This is a genomic window from Paraburkholderia humisilvae (assembly GCF_902859855.1).
Lineage (GTDB): Bacteria > Pseudomonadota > Gammaproteobacteria > Burkholderiales > Burkholderiaceae > Paraburkholderia > Paraburkholderia humisilvae.
This window is the reverse complement of sequence record NZ_CADIKH010000008.1, coordinates 134,169-151,940: the sequence shown is the minus strand read 5'-3', so window position 1 is coordinate 151,940 and position 17,772 is coordinate 134,169. Positions and strand designations below refer to the sequence as shown.

General features: G+C 63.1%; 19 protein-coding genes and 1 tRNA gene. 12 read left to right on the top strand and 8 right to left on the bottom strand.

Going from position 1 to position 17,772, the window contains the following annotated elements; genetic code table 11:
* Window positions 1–67: 67 nt before the first annotated feature.
* The 6 genes from HV796_RS10390 (at window position 68) to HV796_RS10370 (ending at window position 4,790) form a co-directional block, all read left to right on the top strand.
* Window positions 68–976 carry an aldose epimerase family protein gene (locus tag HV796_RS10390; protein ID WP_175226377.1) on the top strand — a complete coding sequence of 303 codons (909 nt, stop codon included), beginning with the start codon at window positions 68–70 and terminating at the stop codon, window positions 974–976.
* Window positions 977–1,183: 207 nt separating this feature from the next.
* Window positions 1,184–1,903, top strand: a complete 720-nt coding sequence (locus HV796_RS10385) for a peptidoglycan DD-metalloendopeptidase family protein (RefSeq protein WP_175226376.1) — start codon at window positions 1,184–1,186, stop codon at window positions 1,901–1,903.
* A 157-nt stretch (window positions 1,904–2,060) separates the two neighbouring features.
* The gene (locus tag HV796_RS10380; RefSeq protein ID WP_175226375.1) at window positions 2,061–2,384 is read left to right on the top strand and encodes a hypothetical protein; all 324 of its coding nucleotides are present in this window, start codon (window positions 2,061–2,063) and stop codon (window positions 2,382–2,384) included.
* A gap of 285 nt (window positions 2,385–2,669) precedes the next feature.
* A complete protein-coding gene (locus HV796_RS43365) occupies window positions 2,670–2,909 on the top strand; it encodes a hypothetical protein (protein WP_217477879.1) in 240 nt (79 codons plus the stop codon).
* 173 nt (window positions 2,910–3,082) lie between these two features.
* Window positions 3,083–3,403 (top strand): DUF2288 domain-containing protein, encoded by a 321-nt coding sequence (locus HV796_RS10375; RefSeq protein ID WP_175226374.1) that lies wholly within the window; start codon window positions 3,083–3,085, stop codon window positions 3,401–3,403.
* A 13-nt stretch (window positions 3,404–3,416) separates the two neighbouring features.
* Complete coding sequence (locus tag HV796_RS10370; RefSeq protein ID WP_175226373.1) at window positions 3,417–4,790, top strand: MATE family efflux transporter; 1,374 nt, start codon at window positions 3,417–3,419, stop codon at window positions 4,788–4,790.
* A 48-nt stretch (window positions 4,791–4,838) separates the two neighbouring features.
* Here HV796_RS10370 and HV796_RS10365 read toward each other — a convergent pair whose 3' ends face one another.
* Window positions 4,839–5,009: a hypothetical protein gene (locus HV796_RS10365; RefSeq protein WP_175226372.1), complete on the bottom strand. Its 171-nt coding sequence runs from the start codon at window positions 5,007–5,009 to the stop codon at window positions 4,839–4,841.
* 184 nt (window positions 5,010–5,193) lie between these two features.
* Between HV796_RS10365 and HV796_RS10360 the strand changes: the two genes are divergently transcribed.
* From HV796_RS10360 to HV796_RS10340, 5 genes are all read left to right on the top strand, one after another.
* The gene (locus tag HV796_RS10360) at window positions 5,194–5,367 is read left to right on the top strand and encodes a hypothetical protein (RefSeq protein ID WP_175226371.1); all 174 of its coding nucleotides are present in this window, start codon (window positions 5,194–5,196) and stop codon (window positions 5,365–5,367) included.
* A 450-nt stretch (window positions 5,368–5,817) separates the two neighbouring features.
* The gene (locus tag HV796_RS10355; RefSeq protein ID WP_175226370.1) at window positions 5,818–5,976 is read left to right on the top strand and encodes a DUF3309 family protein; all 159 of its coding nucleotides are present in this window, start codon (window positions 5,818–5,820) and stop codon (window positions 5,974–5,976) included.
* Between the two features lie 90 nt (window positions 5,977–6,066).
* Window positions 6,067–6,143, top strand: a tRNA-Pro gene (locus HV796_RS10350).
* A gap of 169 nt (window positions 6,144–6,312) precedes the next feature.
* Window positions 6,313–6,777, top strand: coding sequence for a SixA phosphatase family protein (locus tag HV796_RS10345; RefSeq protein WP_175226369.1), 465 nt, complete (start codon window positions 6,313–6,315; stop codon window positions 6,775–6,777).
* 139 nt (window positions 6,778–6,916) lie between these two features.
* Window positions 6,917–7,732 (top strand): GNAT family N-acetyltransferase, encoded by an 816-nt coding sequence (locus HV796_RS10340; protein ID WP_175226368.1) that lies wholly within the window; start codon window positions 6,917–6,919, stop codon window positions 7,730–7,732.
* A 167-nt stretch (window positions 7,733–7,899) separates the two neighbouring features.
* On the opposite strand, the gene ppx is transcribed toward HV796_RS10340, so the two are convergent.
* Window positions 7,900–9,411: an exopolyphosphatase gene (ppx, locus tag HV796_RS10335; protein ID WP_377692921.1), complete on the bottom strand. Its 1,512-nt coding sequence runs from the start codon at window positions 9,409–9,411 to the stop codon at window positions 7,900–7,902.
* 305 nt (window positions 9,412–9,716) lie between these two features.
* Here ppx and ppk1 point away from each other — a divergent pair, with 305 nt between their 5' ends.
* On the top strand, window positions 9,717–11,780 hold the full coding sequence (gene ppk1, locus HV796_RS10330) for a polyphosphate kinase 1 (protein WP_175226366.1): 2,064 nt from the start codon (window positions 9,717–9,719) through the stop codon (window positions 11,778–11,780).
* Between the two features lie 120 nt (window positions 11,781–11,900).
* On the opposite strand, the gene phoR is transcribed toward ppk1, so the two are convergent.
* The 6 genes from phoR to pstC all read right to left on the bottom strand — a co-directional run bounded on the left by phoR (window position 11,901) and on the right by pstC (window position 17,575).
* Window positions 11,901–13,214 (bottom strand): phosphate regulon sensor histidine kinase PhoR, encoded by a 1,314-nt coding sequence (phoR, locus tag HV796_RS10325; protein WP_175226365.1) that lies wholly within the window; start codon window positions 13,212–13,214, stop codon window positions 11,901–11,903.
* A gap of 99 nt (window positions 13,215–13,313) precedes the next feature.
* A complete protein-coding gene (gene phoB, locus HV796_RS10320; protein WP_134193017.1) occupies window positions 13,314–14,015 on the bottom strand; it encodes a phosphate regulon transcriptional regulator PhoB in 702 nt (233 codons plus the stop codon).
* A gap of 77 nt (window positions 14,016–14,092) precedes the next feature.
* On the bottom strand, window positions 14,093–14,797 hold the full coding sequence (gene phoU, locus HV796_RS10315; protein WP_175226364.1) for a phosphate signaling complex protein PhoU: 705 nt from the start codon (window positions 14,795–14,797) through the stop codon (window positions 14,093–14,095).
* A 37-nt stretch (window positions 14,798–14,834) separates the two neighbouring features.
* Window positions 14,835–15,683: a phosphate ABC transporter ATP-binding protein PstB gene (gene pstB, locus HV796_RS10310; protein ID WP_175109329.1), complete on the bottom strand. Its 849-nt coding sequence runs from the start codon at window positions 15,681–15,683 to the stop codon at window positions 14,835–14,837.
* Between the two features lie 15 nt (window positions 15,684–15,698).
* On the bottom strand, window positions 15,699–16,592 hold the full coding sequence (gene pstA / locus HV796_RS10305; protein WP_175226363.1) for a phosphate ABC transporter permease PstA: 894 nt from the start codon (window positions 16,590–16,592) through the stop codon (window positions 15,699–15,701).
* Window positions 16,589–17,575: a phosphate ABC transporter permease PstC gene (gene pstC / locus HV796_RS10300; RefSeq protein ID WP_175226362.1), complete on the bottom strand. Its 987-nt coding sequence runs from the start codon at window positions 17,573–17,575 to the stop codon at window positions 16,589–16,591. Before pstC ends, pstA begins: the two co-directional genes overlap by 4 nt.
* Window positions 17,576–17,772: the final 197 nt, after the last annotated feature.

The window sequence follows — 17,772 nt, the reverse complement described above, 5'->3', positions numbered from 1 at the left end:
ACGCTCGCACGCGCAGCCGCCCGCTGCGCTACGCTAGTCGTTTCTTCAACCCGCTTTGCATCCGACCATGCCTCAATTCCAGCAACAGGACATCCTCGAGATCGCACAAGGTTCATCGCTGCTGCGCTTTGCGCCGCAAGCCGGCGGCCGGCTGCTGTCATGGGATATCGACGGCAGCCCCGTCATTTTCTGGCCCGAGCACGCAGACTGGACCCATCCCCCGAAGATCCGCGGCGGCAACCCGTTGCTGTTTCCGTTTCTCGGCCGCCATTTCGTCGACGGCCGGATCGGCGAGTGGCGCGACCGGCAAGGCACGGTGCGCGCGTTACCGATGCACGGTTTCGCGCGCGATCTGCCATTCGATGCGACGCTCGACGAAACCCACGCCACCGTGCGGATGACGCTCACCGATAGCGAAGCCACCCGCGAAGGCTACCCGTTCAGCTTCCGCTTCGAAGCGATCTATCGGCTGGTCGATACGCATACGCTCGACGTCGAACTGACCACGTCGAACACCGGTCACACCGCACTTCCGTACTACGCCGGCCATCACTTCTACTTCGCGCTGCCGCACACGCAGCGCAACGAAACGGTGCTCGAGCTGCCCTGCACCGAGCGCCGCTATCAGCTGCCGGACGGCACGCTCGCGGCCGCCGAGCCCGGCGAACCGAGCTACCGGCTCGACGAAGCGCACATCCTCGACCGTTTCCATTGCCTGAAAGGTGCGTCTACGCATCCTATCCGCCTCGTGCAGCTGGGGCTCAACCGCAGCATCACGATCGACCTGCAGCGGCCGGGCTCCGTGCCCTGGTTCGCGGTCACCACCTGGACCGAAAAGCCGGAATCGGACTTCTACTGCATCGAGCCGTGGCTCGGCCTGCCGGACGCGATCCACAACGAAGAAGGTCTGCGCTGGCTCGAACCGGGTGAAGCCCAGACCGCGGCGCTGCGCATCGTGGTCGGCGCGCTACCTTGACCGCAGGTCTTCAGCCCGCGTTGAACTGACCGCATGCGCATGCGAACCGTGGGCGCGCCGCGCCGTTTTTTCTGTGTTGCAACGCAAAACCGTTAAAATCGGGCGTTTTGTTTCTGCCGCGTGGGTTTTGCCGAATCCGTCTGCCCTGTCAGACAGATCCCGAGGCGTCGTCGGCAAGCCGCTGCGGCGGCGGTTTTGCGAGGTCCAATGTTGACAACAAGAATGAGACGGCTCGCCGGCCTATCGGTGACCGCGGGGTTAGTCGCGCTGCTGGCCGCATGTGGTTCCGCGCCGGTGGCGCCGGGGTTTTACCGCGTCGAACGGGGCGACACGCTGACGAAGATCGCGCGCGATAACCGGCAGCCGGTGCAGAGCATCGTGCGCTGGAATAATCTGTCGAATGCGGATTCGATCGAGGTGGGCCAGGTGCTGCGCGTCGCGCCGCCAGGCAGCGCGGCGGCGACACCCTCGACGGCCAGTGCGCGCACAAGAAGCAGCGCCGCTGCCGAGCCGCGCGGCACGGCCGCGGAGCCAGCCGCGCCGCCCGTCGCCAACGCACCGCCGATCTCGCTGGTGTGGCCCGCGTCCGGCACCGTGGTGCGCCGCTTCGATGGCAAGAATTCGAAGGGCATCGATATCACGGACACGGCCGGCACACCGGTCGTCGCGGCCGCGGCGGGCACCGTCGTCTATGCGGGCAATGGTCTGCGCGGTTACGGCAATCTGCTGATCATCAAGCACAACGCCGACTATCTGACCGCGTATGCGCACAATCGCGCGCTGCTGGTCAAGGAAGGGCAAACCGTGCAGCAAGGGCAAAAGATCGCCGAAATGGGCGATACCGACAATGACCGCGTCATGCTGCATTTCGAACTGCGTTACGGCGGCCGCTCGATCGACCCGTCCCGCTCGCTGCCGCCGCGTTGAGCGGATACGGCATCGCGCGGCAAGCCGCGCAAACGTTCGCACACGAGCGCCGCTTCGCACGCGCCGGGAACCTGGCGCGGCGCGGACGGCTCCATTGGAGAGTGAGTACACGGCGGCAAGCCGTCTCGACTATTTGAATGACAGAGAGGAACGTGGAATGAAAACCGTATTGGCGGCGGCGCGCGCGATGGCAGCGGGCCTTTCGATCTCCGTCGTGGCGGCGCTTGCCGGCTGCGCGAGCTCGACAACAATGACGTATCTGCCGAACGGCGACACCGGTTTTGCGATCAACTGCAGCGGCAGCGACGCAAGCTCGAACTGGGGTGAATGCTATCAGCGCGCGGGCGAGGCATGCGGCGCATACGGTTACGACGTGATCTCGAAAGATGTCGACAACGGCGCGACGTCGGGCGGTTCGCTCGGCGGAATCTTGGGCGCGAACGTCAAAAATCGTTCGATGGTGATTCGCTGCAAGCAGTGACGTGGCGCGCGGTTGCGTCGGCCGTTGCATCGGTTCATGCATCGCTTGGTGCGCCGACTTTGAAATCCCCCTGAAAAAAGCCCTTTTTTTGAAGATATGCATGCGTGCACAACCAAAAAAAGGCCCGGCACGAGGCCGGGCTAACGGGGGTTCGGCGCATATCGGCAAAGGACCGGTTTACCATGCGCCGAAACGAAATCTAGCAACGCCCCTATAGGCGTGCAATCGATTAATTGATCAAATAATGTGAGTCGGCGCACGGATCGAACGCAAGATCGAACGACTGTGATCACCTGGGAAGCCGAAGCAACCCGCGGTGCATCGCGGCCGGTTTGTTCGTCGGAATGTCGATGGCCTGAAGACCCGCATGGAATGGGCGTCTTCATTCGCGCGCCCAGGGCGCTGGCTGTTCGAAGCGAGCAACGCGATCATGCCGCGTCCGCCACCACTGTCCTCAACCCGACCTCGTCGCGCTTGGTGCGCAAGCGCACCCTTTCGTTGCTTTTGATTGCCCCGCGCATTTGATGCGTATCGAATCCGGCGGCGAATGATGTGACCAATGCCGTCAGCGATGCCGTGACCGATGTGTCGCACCGTGTCGCGCCGTGTCAAATAGGGCCCGCCAGCATGGTTTATAGTAACGGCCGCCCGTCCCTGTTCCCGCGCCACTGACGCACGCACTCCGTCCACGCAAGCCGATGACTTCCTCCGACACTCCACAAGGCCCTTCGCACAGCCCTCTTTACGCCAAGCTGCTCGGCGAAACCGCAAAGATCGGCTGGCAGGAACTCGAGCGCTTTTTTGCGCGCGGCATGCTGTTGCGCGTCGTGCGCGATCTCGACCTCGTGAGCGTGGCCGAAGCGATCGCGAACGACGACACCGAGCAGGTGAGCCAATGGCTGTCGGCCGGGCTCGTCGAACGCGTGCAAGCGGAAACCGCCGTCGATTTTGCCGCGCGCGATCCGGACCTGTGGGCGGTCGTCGTATCGCCGTGGGTCTGCGTGCAGGAACGCGGCTAAACGCGGCTTCAGGTTGGACACGAACTCACAGAGCGCACAAAGCGCGCGATTCGCAACGGCACCCGCGTTGCCCGTGCGTTGGCATCGACGGGTACTCGCGCTCGCCTTTCCCATCGTCCTCGCCAATCTGACGCAGCCGATTCTCGGCGCAGTCGACACCGCCGTTGCCGGGCATCTGACGAACGCGTCGTATCTCGGCGGCGTTGCGCTGGGTGGCCTCTTCTTCAACTTCGTGTTCTGGGGCTTCGGCTTTCTGCGCATGGGCACCACCGGCCTCGTCGCGCAGGCGTTCGGCGCCAGCGATCGCGCGAGCGTGCGAAGCAACGTCGCGCGCGCCCTACTGCTCGCGTTTGCGATCGGCGCGGTCGTGCTCGCACTGCAAACGCCGCTGATCGAATACGCAATCCGTGTGCTCGGCGGCAGCGCGGCCGTACAACAGCACGCGCGCGCCTATTGCCACGCGCGTATCTGGGCCGCGCCGTTCGCGCTGGCCAACTACGTCGTGCTCGGCTGGCTGCTCGGGACGCAACGGGTACGGCTTGCGCTCGTCACGCAGGTGTTGATCAATGCGGTCAACATCGTGGCTGTACTGCTCTATGTGTACCGCTTCGACTGGGGAATTGCCGGCATCGGCGCGGCCACCGCGAGCGCCGATGCGGTCGGCTTCGCGTTTGGCGCGTACCTGTTGTGGCGCTTGCGGCCGCGCGGCCTGCCCGCGTTCGCGCGCGGCGAGTTGTTCGACGCAGCGGCGCTCAAACGGCTTGTCGCGATCAATCGCGACATCTTCATTCGTACGCTGTGCCTGCTGTCGTCGTTCGCGTGGTTCACGCATCTGAGCGCGCGACAGGGCGACGCGACGCTCGCGGCGAATGCGCTGCTGCTCAACTTTCAGACTTTCATGGCATATGGACTCGACGGCTTCGCGCATGCGGCCGAAGCACTGGTCGGCGCCGCGCTCGGCGCGCGCGACCGGCATGCGTTCGGCCGTGCGGTCAAGGTCACGATGCTGTGGTCGGCACTGGGGGCGCTTGGGTTCTCACTCGTCTACTGGGCCGCCGGCGGATGGATCATTGGGCAGTTGACCGATCAACCTGCCGTGCGCGCGTCCGCGAGAACCTATCTCGGCTGGGCGGCGTTGTCGCCGGTCATTTCGGTGTGGGGTTTTCTGCTCGACGGTGTTTTTATCGGCGCAACGCGTACGCGTGAACTGATGGTATCGATGGTGATATCGCTTGCGGTGTTTGTCGCCGCGTCGTGGGCGCTTGCCGGACCAGGCGGCAACCACGGGTTGTGGGCCGCGCTGCTGATCTTTATGGGCGCACGAGGCGTGACCCTCGCCCGATTCGCACCACGCATTGCGCGCGGTATTCCGCCCGACGCTGCGTAAGCGGTGCGAGCCGTCTGTGGGCACTCGCACCGGAAGCGATCTTCGCGCTTATTGGGGCGCCGAATCGGGTACGTCGATAATCTGCGGCGGGCTCGTGTCGGTCGGCACGCCGTGATAGTCCGCCGGGTCTTGCGGCGGTCTATGAGGGTGCATGGTCACATCATCGGCGCAACCGGCAAGAGCCGACAGCGTCAGGGCAAGCAGAAAAGTACGCTTCATGAATATCCCGAAACCCGATTGAAAACATTGGGGGGTTAGAGTCTACCCGTAAAGCGCCGCGCGCGACGGCTTCCCGCCTTGATCCCGCATCCATCGAGGCCGTCCGGTCGCCCGGCACGTCGCCACGTGTGAACTAATATGTACGGGTAGGGATAAGTGGCCACAGTGGTCCGAGGAGGCTGTCATGGATGCCGAATCAATCGCCGGCTTGGCGGGTCTTGGGGTGGGCTTGCTGGTGCTCGTCGCGCTATCGATTTTCGAATCGAGAAACTATCGGCGCGAGCATAACGGGGAAGGCATGATGCATCACTGGCTCGACCAGCACCATATGCTCGACTGGGTGCATCGCAAGCACTGAGCATCGCAGCGCTTCTGCTTCTTACGCTTCCTGTGCGCGTGTCGCGCCGCTTCTCGCGCGTTTGACGTGCGCCTCTCGCCATCGCGGGCGGAACGTGCTTCCGGCCCGTGATGGTTTTCGTCTGCCGTCCGGCCGCGCGATGGTGGCGTGCGTTCACCGGCTGCGTGCGCGCGTCGCGCGTCCTTCTCTGCTGCGGTGCTTCGACATACCCATCGCGCGCTTTCCGCATCGCGCTATCCACCTCTCGTCTTCGCCTCCCACTCATGGGCACAAGCCTTGCTGAAAGCTTGTTATGAGCAGCGCGGCATTCGCCCACCGCCGCGCCGTTGACCTACGTACCGACCGCGAGCGCGCGGACGCGCGGCTCCACGGCGCCCGCGTGGCGCCCCCGCGCGACGGTCCGCCGAAGAACCGCGTGGGCCGGCCATAGGCCATCAAGGGAGAGACAACATGACCCTCGGAACCATTCTGCTGATCGTGCTAATCCTGTTGCTGATCGGTGCCTTCCCCAGCTGGCCATACAGCCGCAGCTGGGGTTACCAGCCGACCGGCATCGTCGGTGTCGTGCTGATCGTCGTGATCGTGCTGTTGCTGATGGGCACGATATAGCGCCGGACGCGCTGCGCGTCGGTCGGCGCAAAGCAAATTTCAACCGGCATTGACGGCCGGCGCGAAAGCCAGGTAGAATGCTCGGCTCGTCGGAGCGTAGCGCAGCCTGGTAGCGCATCTGATTTGGGATCAGAGGGTCGAAGGTTCGAATCCTTTCGCTCCGACCAAAGGAATCAAGGGGTTTAGCTCACGCTAAACCCCTTTTTCTGTTTACCGCACTGCACTTTTTACTCCCCCTTCACCGTCCCCACCTCGCTTGCGGTCCGGCATCCCGCATGCGACATTGCCTGTCGACCCGACATGAAGTCCGCATCGTGACTCATATGGAGACATGCGATGAACCTGATCCTCTGGCGTCACGCCGAAGCCGAAGACACCGCGTCGAGCGATCTCGCCCGCCAGCTCACCTCGCGCGGCCGCAAACAGGCGCAAGCCGGCGCCAAATGGCTGCGCGCCCGTCTCGACGACGACACGGTGATTCTCGTCAGCCCTGCCACGCGCACCGTGCAGACGGTCGAAGCCTTGACCGATCAGTACCGGGTCGTTCGTGAAATCGCGCCGGACGCGAGCGCGTCCGATGTGCTCGGCGCGGTCGGCTGGCCCGACGGCATCGCGCCGACGGTGGTCGTGGTCGGGCATCAGCCGACGCTCGGCCATACCGCGGCCCGGCTGATCGGGAAAAGCGGCGACAGCTGGTCGATCAAAAAGGGCGGCATCTGGTGGATCGAGAGCCGCACGCGCGGCACCGATATGGAAGTGGAAGCGACCCTGCGGGCCGCCATTAGCCCCGATTTGATCTGATCCGAACCATACGAACAGGCGTGCGTCAACCTTACGTGAAGTCATCGAATCGTCACAGCAATGCCACGCAAACGTCACCGGCGGTTACTACATTGGCGAACAAAGCGGAATCCTCACTTTTTCGACCAGGAACGCCACAATGCGAGAACTGCCGACGCCTACCCTGCCCTTCGCTTCGATCCCGCTTGAGCGCCGCCGTCTCCCACGCGCCGAGGAAACAGTCACTCCCCAGCACCGCCTGCAAGTGACGTGGGTACGCTCCGACGAGGAACTCCGTGAAGCGCAGCGTCTGCGTTACCGCGTGTTCGCCGACGAGATGGGCGCGCATCTGTCGGGCCCGGCAGGCCTCGATGTCGACCCATTCGACGCATTCTGCGATCACCTGATCGTCCGCGATCTGGACACGCTGCAAGTGGTCGGCACCTACCGCGTGCTGCCGCCGCACCAGGCGGCGCGCATCGGCCGTCTTTATGCGGAAGGCGAATTCGATCTGTCGCGCCTCACGCATCTGCGCTCGAAGCTGGTCGAAGTGGGTCGCTCATGCGTGCATGCCGACTACCGTAGCGGCTCGGTCATCATGTCGCTGTGGGCTGGCCTCGCCTCTTATATGCAGCACAACGGTTACGAGACGATGCTCGGTTGCGCGAGCGTGTCGATGGCCGACGGCGGCCACTACGCGGCCAATCTGTACAAGTCGCTGCGCGCAAGCGAGCTGACCGCGCCGGAATACCGCGCGTTCCCGCATACCCCGCTGCCGTTCGACGATCTGCAGACCGGTGCGAAAGTCGCACCGCCGCCGCTGATCAAGGGTTACCTGCGCCTTGGCGCGAAGATTTGCGGCGCGCCCGCGTGGGATCCGGATTTCAACGCGGCCGATTTCCTGACGCTGTTCCGTCTGTCGGAAATCAACGCGCGCTATGCCCGCCACTTCCTCGGCGACGCGCTGCCGCGCTGATCGAAGCACGGCTTGTCGCGGATTAGCGACAAGCCGGCGCTAATCCCGGTCACGCATCGTTCAAGTTCAGAAGAAAACAGCCCGGCAAAGACATGGCCGGGCTGTTCTATTGGTCATTCGAGCGATTCAAGCGAACGGCTGCATCGCAACGCGATTCACCCAATCGATTAGTCATCCGTATAAACGACGCGATAGGGCGTCCGGATCTTTTCCCATTCCGCCGCTTCCTGGCTCAGGCTGTAATCGGTCAGCGGATTGTTCGCGACCCACGCATTCGGCAGGCGCACCTCGTAACCGCCGTTCGCCTCGCCCACCTTGATGTCCGGCAGACCGACGTCGGCGCGCCGCCGGCACAGCAGCGCGGCAAGGCGCAGGCAGAACAGCAGCGTCCATTCGACGTCGCGCGTCTGCGCGAGCTTGCCCAGCTTGCCCGCATGACCCAGCACGAGCGCCGCGACGCGTGCCTGGTCGGTGCGTGAAAAACCCGGCATGTCCGCATTGCTCGCAATGTAGGCGGAATGCTTGTGATACGCGCTATGCGAGATCGATAAGCCGATTTCGTGCAACGCGGCCGCCCAGCCGAGGAACATCCGGTTCTCTGCGCGTTGCTCGGGGTCCGGTTCGTCGAGTTGATCGTAAAAACGCACTGCAAGTTCGCCGATACGCCCAGCCTGCGCACGATCCACACCGTAGCGCCGCATGAACCCTTCAACCGTGACCGTGCGCATATCCTGATGCTGCGACCGGCCGAGCAGGTCGTACAGCACGCCCAGGCGCAGTGCGGCGTCAGTCGTGTCGACATAGTCGACGTCGAGTTCCTCGAACACGGCGAGCATGATCGACAGGCCGCCGGCCAGCACCGGAATGCGATCCGGCTTCAGCGCGATCAGCTTCAGCCGGTTCACGTTTTCCGCCTTGATCAGCGCGCGCTTGAGCCGCTCGAGGCCGCCGCGCGAAATGCCGTGCGTGACGCCCGCATCGTTGAAGCCGTTCGCCTCGACCAGTTCCGCGAGCGCGCGCGCCGTGCCCGACGAGCCGATCGCCTGTTCCCACCCGGTCTTTTTGTAGTCAGCGGAGATAATCTGGATTTCACGCGATGCGGCAAGCTCCGCCTGGCGCATCGTGTATTCGTCGACGTTTCCGGCCGGAAAAAACGCGCGGCTATGGCTCACGCAACCGATATAGAGACTTTCCATCTTGATCGGCGTGTAGTGCGCGCCGATGATGAATTCCGTCGACCCGCCACCAATATCGACCACCAGCCGCTTGCCCGTGCTGGCCGGCACCGAATGCGCGGCGCCCGCATAAATCAGCCGCGCTTCTTCGCGGCCCGCAATCACTTCGATCGGAAAACCGAGCGCCGCTTCCGCTTCAGCAAGAAATTCGCCGGCATTCTTCGCGACGCGCAGCGTGTTGGTCGCGACGGCCCGCACCTGATCCGGATGAAAGTCGCGCAACCGCTCGCCAAACCGCCGCAACGCATCCCAGCCGCGCACCTGCGACGCGCGATCGAGCATCTTGTCGCGCGACAGGCCGGCGGCGAGCCGCACCGGTTCGCGCAACGCATCGACCTGGTAGATCTGGCTGCCTGCGTCGGTTTCTTCGACGCGCCCAACGATCAGGCGAAAACTGTTGGAACCGAGATCGACCGAGGCGAGCAATGACGGATTATTAGCCATCGATTGTGAGGACTCCGTGCGCGCGGACGAAACGCTCCTGCTTGCGCTCGCCCTGTTGAAAGGCGCCATTTTAAGCGTACTGGTTCCCATCGTGTCACCTCGGACCGTGTAACCTGCAATGGACGTCCCGTGTATCTTCGCGTATACCTTGCGTCATAATTGCGACACGTGGGGCCGGCCGGGGTCCGATGGGCTAAATAAAGCGCTAAAATTTGTGGCAACTGTGAATGTCACAAAAATATCATCAATCCGTGAGAATTTCCGAACGTCCTTTCGAATCCTGGTCCGAACCATCCACGCTGCCGATGTCCATCCGCTACCCTCTTCTGAACCGCGAACTGGGCATTCTGGGTTTCAACGAGCGCGTACTCGCGCAAGCCGCCGACCCGGCGGTTCCGTTGCTCGAACGTCTGCGCTTCATCTGCATCACCAGCAGCAACCTCGACGAGTTCTTTGAAATCCGCATGGCCGGATTGCAGGAACAGATGCGCGACAATCCCGGCGCACTGTCGCCGGACGGCATGTCGCTGCAACACGCGTACGATCTGGTCGCTGAGCGGGCGCAAAAGCTCGTGCACCGTCAATACGCGATGCTGCATGAAACGGTGCTGCCCGCGCTCGAAGACGAAGGCATCTACTTTCACGGCACCGAAGCATGGAGCGATGCGCAGACCGAATGGGCGCGCAACTACTTCTTCGACGAACTGCTGCCGGTGCTCACGCCAATCGGTCTCGATCCCGCGCACCCTTTTCCGCGTGTGCTCAACAAGAGCCTGAACTTCGTCGTCGAACTCGAAGGGAAAGATGCGTTCGGCCGCCAGGCGGTCATGGGCATCGTCCAGGCGCCGCGCGCATTGCCGCGGCTGGTGCGGATGCCGCATGAACTGTCCGGCTACTCGCATGGCTTTGTGTTGCTGAGCTCGCTGATGCAGCGCTTCGTCAACGAGCTGTTCCCGAATCTGATGGTGCGCAACTGCAACCAGTTTCGCATCACGCGCAACAGCGAGCTGTTCGTCGACGAAGACGAAATCACCAATCTGCGGGTGGCGCTGCAAGGCGAGCTGCCGGCGCGCCACCTCGGCAATGCGGTGCGGCTCGAGGTGTCGGCCGATACGCCCGAGCACCTGGTGCGGCGCCTGCTCGACGAAAGCGGACTGTCAGCGAAAGATTGCTATCGCGTCGACGGCCCGGTGAATCTGGTGCGGCTGATGCAATTGCCGGAGATGGTCGATCGCCCGGACCTCAAGTTCGTTCCGCATATTCCGGCCACGCCGCCGCAAATCGCGACCAGCGCGAATCTGTTCGACGTGATCGATCAGGGCGACGTGCTGCTGCATCACCCGTACGAGAGCTTCCAGCCGGTGCTCGAATTGCTGCTGCAGGCGGCGAAGGACCCGAACGTCGTCGCGATCAAGCAGACCATTTACCGCACCGGCACCGACTCGCCGCTGATGGACGCGCTGATGCAGGCGGCGCGCAACGGCAAGGAGGTGACGGTGGTCGTCGAACTGCTCGCGCGCTTCGACGAGGAAACCAACATCAACTGGGCCGCGCAGCTCGAAGCCGTCGGTGCGCACGTGGTCTATGGCGTGGTCGGCCACAAATGCCACGCGAAGATGATGCTGATCGTGCGGCGCGTGTCCGAGGCGGGCAAGTCGATGCTCAAGCGCTACGTGCACCTGGGCACCGGCAACTACCACCCGCGCACCGCGCGTCTTTACACCGACTTCGGCCTGATGACCGCCGATCAGCAGATCTGCGAAGACGTGCACCACGTGTTCCAGCAGCTGACCGGCATCGGCGGCGAGCTGACGTTGCACGAACTGTGGCAGTCGCCGTTCACGCTGCACCCGCGCCTGGTCGATTCGATTCGCGCCGAAGCCGAACATGCGCGCGCCGGCAAGCGCGCGCGCATCGTCGCGAAGATGAACGCGCTGCTCGAACCGACTGTGATTGCCGAGCTGTATGAAGCGTCGCAGGCGGGCGTGAAGATCGACCTGATCGTGCGCGGCGTCTGCGCGTTGCAGCCGGGCGTGCCGGGGCTATCGGAGAATATTACGGTCCGCTCGATCGTCGGGCGCTTTCTCGAGCATCACCGCATCTTCTACTTCTACGACAACGGCAAGGAGCAGGTGTATCTGTCGAGCGCCGACTGGATGGACCGCAACTTCTTCCGCCGCGTCGAAGTCGCATTCCCGATCAACAACCGGCGGCTGAAACGGCGCGTGATCGCGGAGGGGCTGTCGGCCTTCCTCGGCGACAATCAGGCAGCATGGCTGATGCACAGCGACGGTCACTATCGCCGGCGACGGCCGGGCAAGTCGTCGCGCAACGCGCAGATGAGTCTTCTGACGAAGTTCTGTTCCTGACGGAGAGGTTCGCGGATGCACCTTTGACGCAGCCGCAACGTCGATGAATCAAGCCCGCTGCGCAAGCAACGCAGCGGGCTTTTTTGTGGTTTGTGGTTTGTGGGGCGCGGCGGCGGGCGGTCAGGCCGGCGCCGGTTGGCGGCGCGCGGTGCGGAACGCCGGGAAGCGCGCGGTGAACGTGCTGCCGCGCCCTTCTTCGCTCTTCACTTCGAGTTGTGCGTCGTGCCGTTGCAGCACATGCTTGACGATCGCCAGTCCGAGGCCGGTGCCGCCCGTGTCGCGCGAGCGGCTGCGATCGACGCGATAGAAACGCTCGGTGAGCCGCGGAATATCGGCAGCGGGAATGCCCAGACCGCTGTCGACCACCGAGAATGCCGCTTGCGAGCCCTGCGCGTGCCAGCTTACGTGAATCGATCCGCCATCAGGCGTATACCGAATCGCGTTCGTCACGAGATTGCCGAGCGCGCTCAGAATCTCGGTCTCGACGCCGGTCACGGTCAAGCCTTCATCGATGTCGAAGGTGACGCGATGCCGGCCGGCGGACAGCGATTCCGCATCGTCCTTCAGGTGCCGCAGCACCGCGCGCATATCAACCATCTGCTCGCTGGGCGGCTTGCTGTCGCCTTCGAGCGTCGCGAGCACGAGCAGGTCGCGCACGATATGCTGCATCCGCGACGCCTGCTGCTCCATCAGTTCGAGGTAGCGCGAGCGCTCGGCGTCGTTGAGCGGCAGCTCGCGCATCGTCTCCAGAAAGCCGGCCAATACCGTGAGCGGTGTCTTCAACTCATGCGACACGTTCGCGACGAAATCCCGCCGCATCGAGTCCGTGCGTTCCAGTTCGGTGATGTCCTGCGACAGCAGCAGCTTGCGATTGTCGCCGTACGGAAACACCTGCACCGACAGCACGTGCTGCCGCCGCTCGCCCATCCCGCGCATGATCAGCATTTCGTCATACTGGCGCGTGTTCAGATAACGGACGAAATCGGGCCGGCGCACCAGATGCGTAATGTGCTGACGCAGATCGCGTTTTGCGTCGAGCCCGAAATGCTGTTCGGAGATCGCATTGCACCATTCGATCTGGTCGTGATCATCGAGCATCGCGACGCCGTTCGGCGACGCCTGGATGGCCTGAATAAAGCGCGAGTGCTGCTGCTCGACCTGCCGCACCTGCGCGTGCCAGCGCTTCGCAAGCTTGTGCAGCCGGTAATAGATTTCGCCCCAGATGCCCGGTGCGCTCGGCACTTCGCCGTATACCGGCGCATCGAGCAGACGCCACAACTGCTGTTTGTGAAACGTGCTGAAGACGCCCTGTGCAAGCAGCACGACGATCGCGAGGATCAGCGCCACCTTGACGCTGAACAGCACTCCGACCAACACGCACAGAACAGCGAGCAGCACCAGCGAAACGAGGGAGCGCGCCCAGATGATGTTCATGTTCCAGCGATCGAAGAAATAACGACGAGCGGCATGCGAGGCCCTTTTCGCGCCAGGTCCGGCGCGCGTTCAGGTAACCCTTGTAGCCCCTGGATAGTCTCAGGCGCTCTTTGCGAGCCGGTAGCCGCTGCCGCGGACCGTTTCGATCATAGCATCGCAGCCAGCCGGCTTGAGCGCGGCACGCAGCCGTTTGATATGCACGTCGACGGTGCGTTCTTCGACGAACACGTGGTCGCCCCACACCTGGTCGAGCAGTTGCGTGCGGCTGTGCACGCGCTCCGGATGCGTCATGAAAAAGTGCAGCAGACGGAACTCCGTCGGCCCGAGATCGAGCTTGATCTCGCTGCCCTGCGCGTGCGCGGCGACCCGGTGCGTCGATGGATCGAGCTTGAGCCCGTTGATCGCGACCACGTCTTCGGTCAGCTGCGGCGCGCGGCGGCGCAACACCGCCTTGATGCGCGCCATCAGTTCCTTCGGCGAGAACGGCTTCGTCACGTAGTCGTCGGCGCCGATTTCGAGGCCGAGCACCTTGTCCTGCTCGTCGCCGCGCGCGGTCAGCATGATGATCGGGATATGCTTGGTGCGATCGTTATTGCGCAGATCGCGTGCAAACGCTATTCCGGATTTGCCCGGCAGCATCCAGTCCAGCAGGACGAGGTCGGGCAGCACGTCGCTAATCAGGTTTTGCGCCTGTTCCGCGTTGTACGCGCGGATTGGGCAGTGTCCTGCATGTTGAAGATTGACCGAAATCAGTTCGGAAATCGCGGGTTCGTCTTCGATGATAAGGATACTGCTGGGCATCGGTGCCTCGTGAGCTCTTAACAGAAATCGATCAGGGCCTGCAGCTGAGCACGTTCGCCAATCGTTTGGCTGGCGTGTCAGCTGAGCGCCTCTCGCTCGAGCGCGTCGCGCGACTTGTGCCGCACATCCGTGCCCTTCACGATGTAGATGATGAATTCCGCGATGTTCTTCGCGTGGTCGCCGATCCGTTCGATCGCCTTGGCGATGAACAGGAAATCGAGCCCCACCGAGATCGAACGCGGATCTTCGGTCATGTACGAGATCAGTTTGCGCACGAATGCGCGGAATTCCTCGTCGATCGCCTTGTCGTCGCGCACGATCTGCGCGGCCGCCACGGTATCGAGGCGCGCGAACGCATCGAGCGCGCGGCGCAGGATCGACACCGCCATTTCGCCGGACAACTTGATTTCCGCGATGTTGATCGTGCGTGACGCGCCGTCTTCCATCAGGCGCTTCGTGCGCTTCGCGATCTTCTCCGCTTCGTCGCCGGCGCGCTCGAGGTTCGTGATGGTCTTCGAGATCGCGAGCAGCAGGCGCAGGTCGCGCGCGGCCGGCTGGCGGCGCGCGATGATGTTGCTGCACTCTTCGTCGATTTCGACTTCCATGCCGTTCAGGCGCTCTTCGGCCGCAATCACCTTTTCGGCGACTTCGAGATCGAAGTTGTTGAGCGCGGTCATCGCGTCGACGATCTGCGCTTCGACGAGGCCGCCCATTTCGAGCACCTTCGACGAAAGCAGGTTCAGGTCGGCGTCGAACTGGCTGGACAGGTGTTTATCGGACATCATGGACTCCCTTCGCTAGCTGCCTCATTGCCATCACTCAACCGAAACGACCGGTGATGTAGTCTTCGGTTTCCTTGCGTACCGGCTTGATGAAGATCTTTTCGGTGTCGCCGAATTCGATCAGTTCGCCGAGATACATATACGCAGTGTAGTCCGAACAGCGCGCAGCCTGCTGCATGTTGTGCGTGACGATCACCACCGTGTAGTCGCTCTTGAGCTCGGCGATCAGCTCTTCGATGCGGCCCGTCGAAATCGGATCGAGCGCGGAGCACGGTTCGTCGAGCAGCAACACTTCCGGACGGATCGCAATGCCGCGCGCGATGCACAGACGCTGCTGCTGGCCGCCCGACAGACCGTAACCGCTTTGGCCCAGTTTGTCCTTCACTTCGTTCCACAGCGCCGCCTTGGTCAGCGCCCATTCGACGCGGTCGTCCATTTCCGAGCGCGTGAGCGTCTCGAACATCTTCACGCCGAATGCGATGTTGTCGTAGATCGACATCGGGAACGGCGTCGGCTTCTGGAACACCATGCCGATACGCGCGCGCAACAGCGAAATATCGCGCTTGGTCGTCAGCAGGTTTTCGCCGTCCATCAGGATTTCGCCTTCGGCGCGCTGCTCCGGATAGAGCGCGTACATCTTGTTGAAGGTGCGCAGCAGCGTCGACTTGCCGCAACCCGACGGGCCGATGAACGCGGTCACCTTGCCCTCGGGAATGTGCAGGTTGATGTTCTTCAGCGCGTGGTATTTGCCGTAGAAGAAGTTCAGATTGTTGACTTCGATCTTCGGGCGCGACGGTGCTTGCGCGCGGCCGTTCTGGGCGGGATCGAAGCCGGCCGGCGCGGCCGGACGTTCGACGGGATTCAGGTGACTTTCTGCCATGTTCATCGGATCGCTCCGCCCTTACTTGTTCGAGAAGATCGTACGCGCGAGGATATTCAATCCCAGCACGCCGAGCGTAATCAGGAATACGCCCGCCCAGGCGAGCGACTGCCACTGCGCGAACGGGCTCATCGCGAACTTGAAGATCGTGACGGGCAGGTTCGCCATCGGCTGGTTCATGTCCCAGGAGAAGAACTGATTCGACAGCGACGTGAAAAGCAGCGGCGCGGTTTCGCCGGCAATGCGCGCGACCGCGAGCAGCACGCCGGTCACGATGCCTGCGAGCGATGCCTTCAGCGTGATCGACAGCACCATCTTCCACTTCGGCGTGCCGAGCGCGAACGCGGCTTCACGCAACGCGTTCGGCACGAGCTTCAGCATGTTTTCGGTCGTGCGGATCACGATCGGAACCTGCAGCAGACCGAGCGCGACAACACCCGCCCAGCCGCTGAAATGCCCCATCTTCGCGACGACCAGCGCATAGACGAACAGACCGACGACGATCGATGGCGCCGACAGCAGGATGTCGTTGATAAAACGCGTGACGCTCGCGAGCAGCCCTCTCTGTCCGTACTCGGCGAGATAGACGCCCGCCATGATGCCGATCGGCGTGCCGATCACCGTCGCCAGCACGACCAGCAGCAGGCTGCCGACAATCGCGTTCGCCAGACCGCCGCCATCGGTATTCGGCGGCGGCGTCGACTGCGTGAACAGTTCGACCGACAGCCCGCCGATGCCAAGACGCAACGTGGTGTACAGAATCCAGATCAGCCAGAGGAGGCCAAATGCCATCGCGACGAGCGACAGCGTGAGCGCGACCGCGTTGGTCACCCGGCGGCGCTTTTGCAGCCGGTTGCGGGTTCTTTCGAGGGTGGCCGGATCGGCCATGCCCGGCATGTTCAGAGGCTGGCTCATCGCTTCGTGCCCTCGCCTTTCTCAAGACGCAGCAGCATCAGTTTCGAAATCGCGAGCACGATGAACGTGATCACGAACAGGATCAGGCCGAGTTCCATCAGCGCCGCGGTATGCAGGCCCGGGCTCGCTTCGGCGAACTCGTTGGCAAGCGCCGACGTAATGCTGTTGCCCGGCGAGAACAGCGACACATTGTCGAGCAGGTTCGTGTTGCCGATCACGAACGTCACCGCCATCGTCTCGCCGAGCGCGCGGCCAAGGCCGAGCATCACGCCGCCGATCACACCGTTCTTCGTGAATGGCAGCACGATCTTCCACATCACTTCCCAGGTCGTGCAGCCGATGCCGTACGCCGATTCCTTCAGCAACACCGGCGTGACTTCGAACACGTCGCGCATCACCGACGCGATGTACGGGATGATCATGATCGCGAGAATCACGCCCGCGCACAGGATGCCGATGCCGATCGGCGCGCCCTTGAACAGCGCGCCGACGATCGGCATGCCGGACAGCAGCTTGCCGAGCGGCTTTTCGAACCACTCCGCGAAAATCGGCGCAAAGACGAGCAGACCCCACATGCCGTAGACGATCGACGGAATCGCGGCGAGCAGCTCGATCGCGATGCCGAGCGGCCGGCGCAGCCATGCCGGGGACAATTCGGTGAGAAACAACGCAATGCCGAAACTGACCGGCACCGCGATGATGAGCGCGATGACCGACGTGGCGATCGTGCCGTAAATCGGCACCAGCGCGCCGAACTGCTCGGAAGGAGGATCCCAGTCGGCCGTCCACAGGAAGCTCAGGCCGAACTTCTGGATGGTGGGCAGTGACGCGACAAACAGCGACACAATAATGCCACCGAGCAACAATAAGGTAACGATAGCAGCAAGCCGCGCAAGGCTGCCGAAGATAACGTCGCCGGCGCGGCTGGGCGCTTTCTGCGCTGCGCTGCCTGGCGGGGTCGACACGATTGGAATGTCGGACATGGGAGCCTGTCGAAACTGTTTCCGGATGCCGCGCGGCAGGATGCCGGACAGCGTGTACCGCGGTTGACTGCGAGCCCTACTGCCAGTTCCTCGCGCCTGCCCAAAGGGCGGGCGGGTACTGCCAACAGCCCGTTGCTGCGATGACTGATGACGCAGCGAGCCGCGGGTTTGATCCTCGCGGCGTCGGTTCAGCTGGA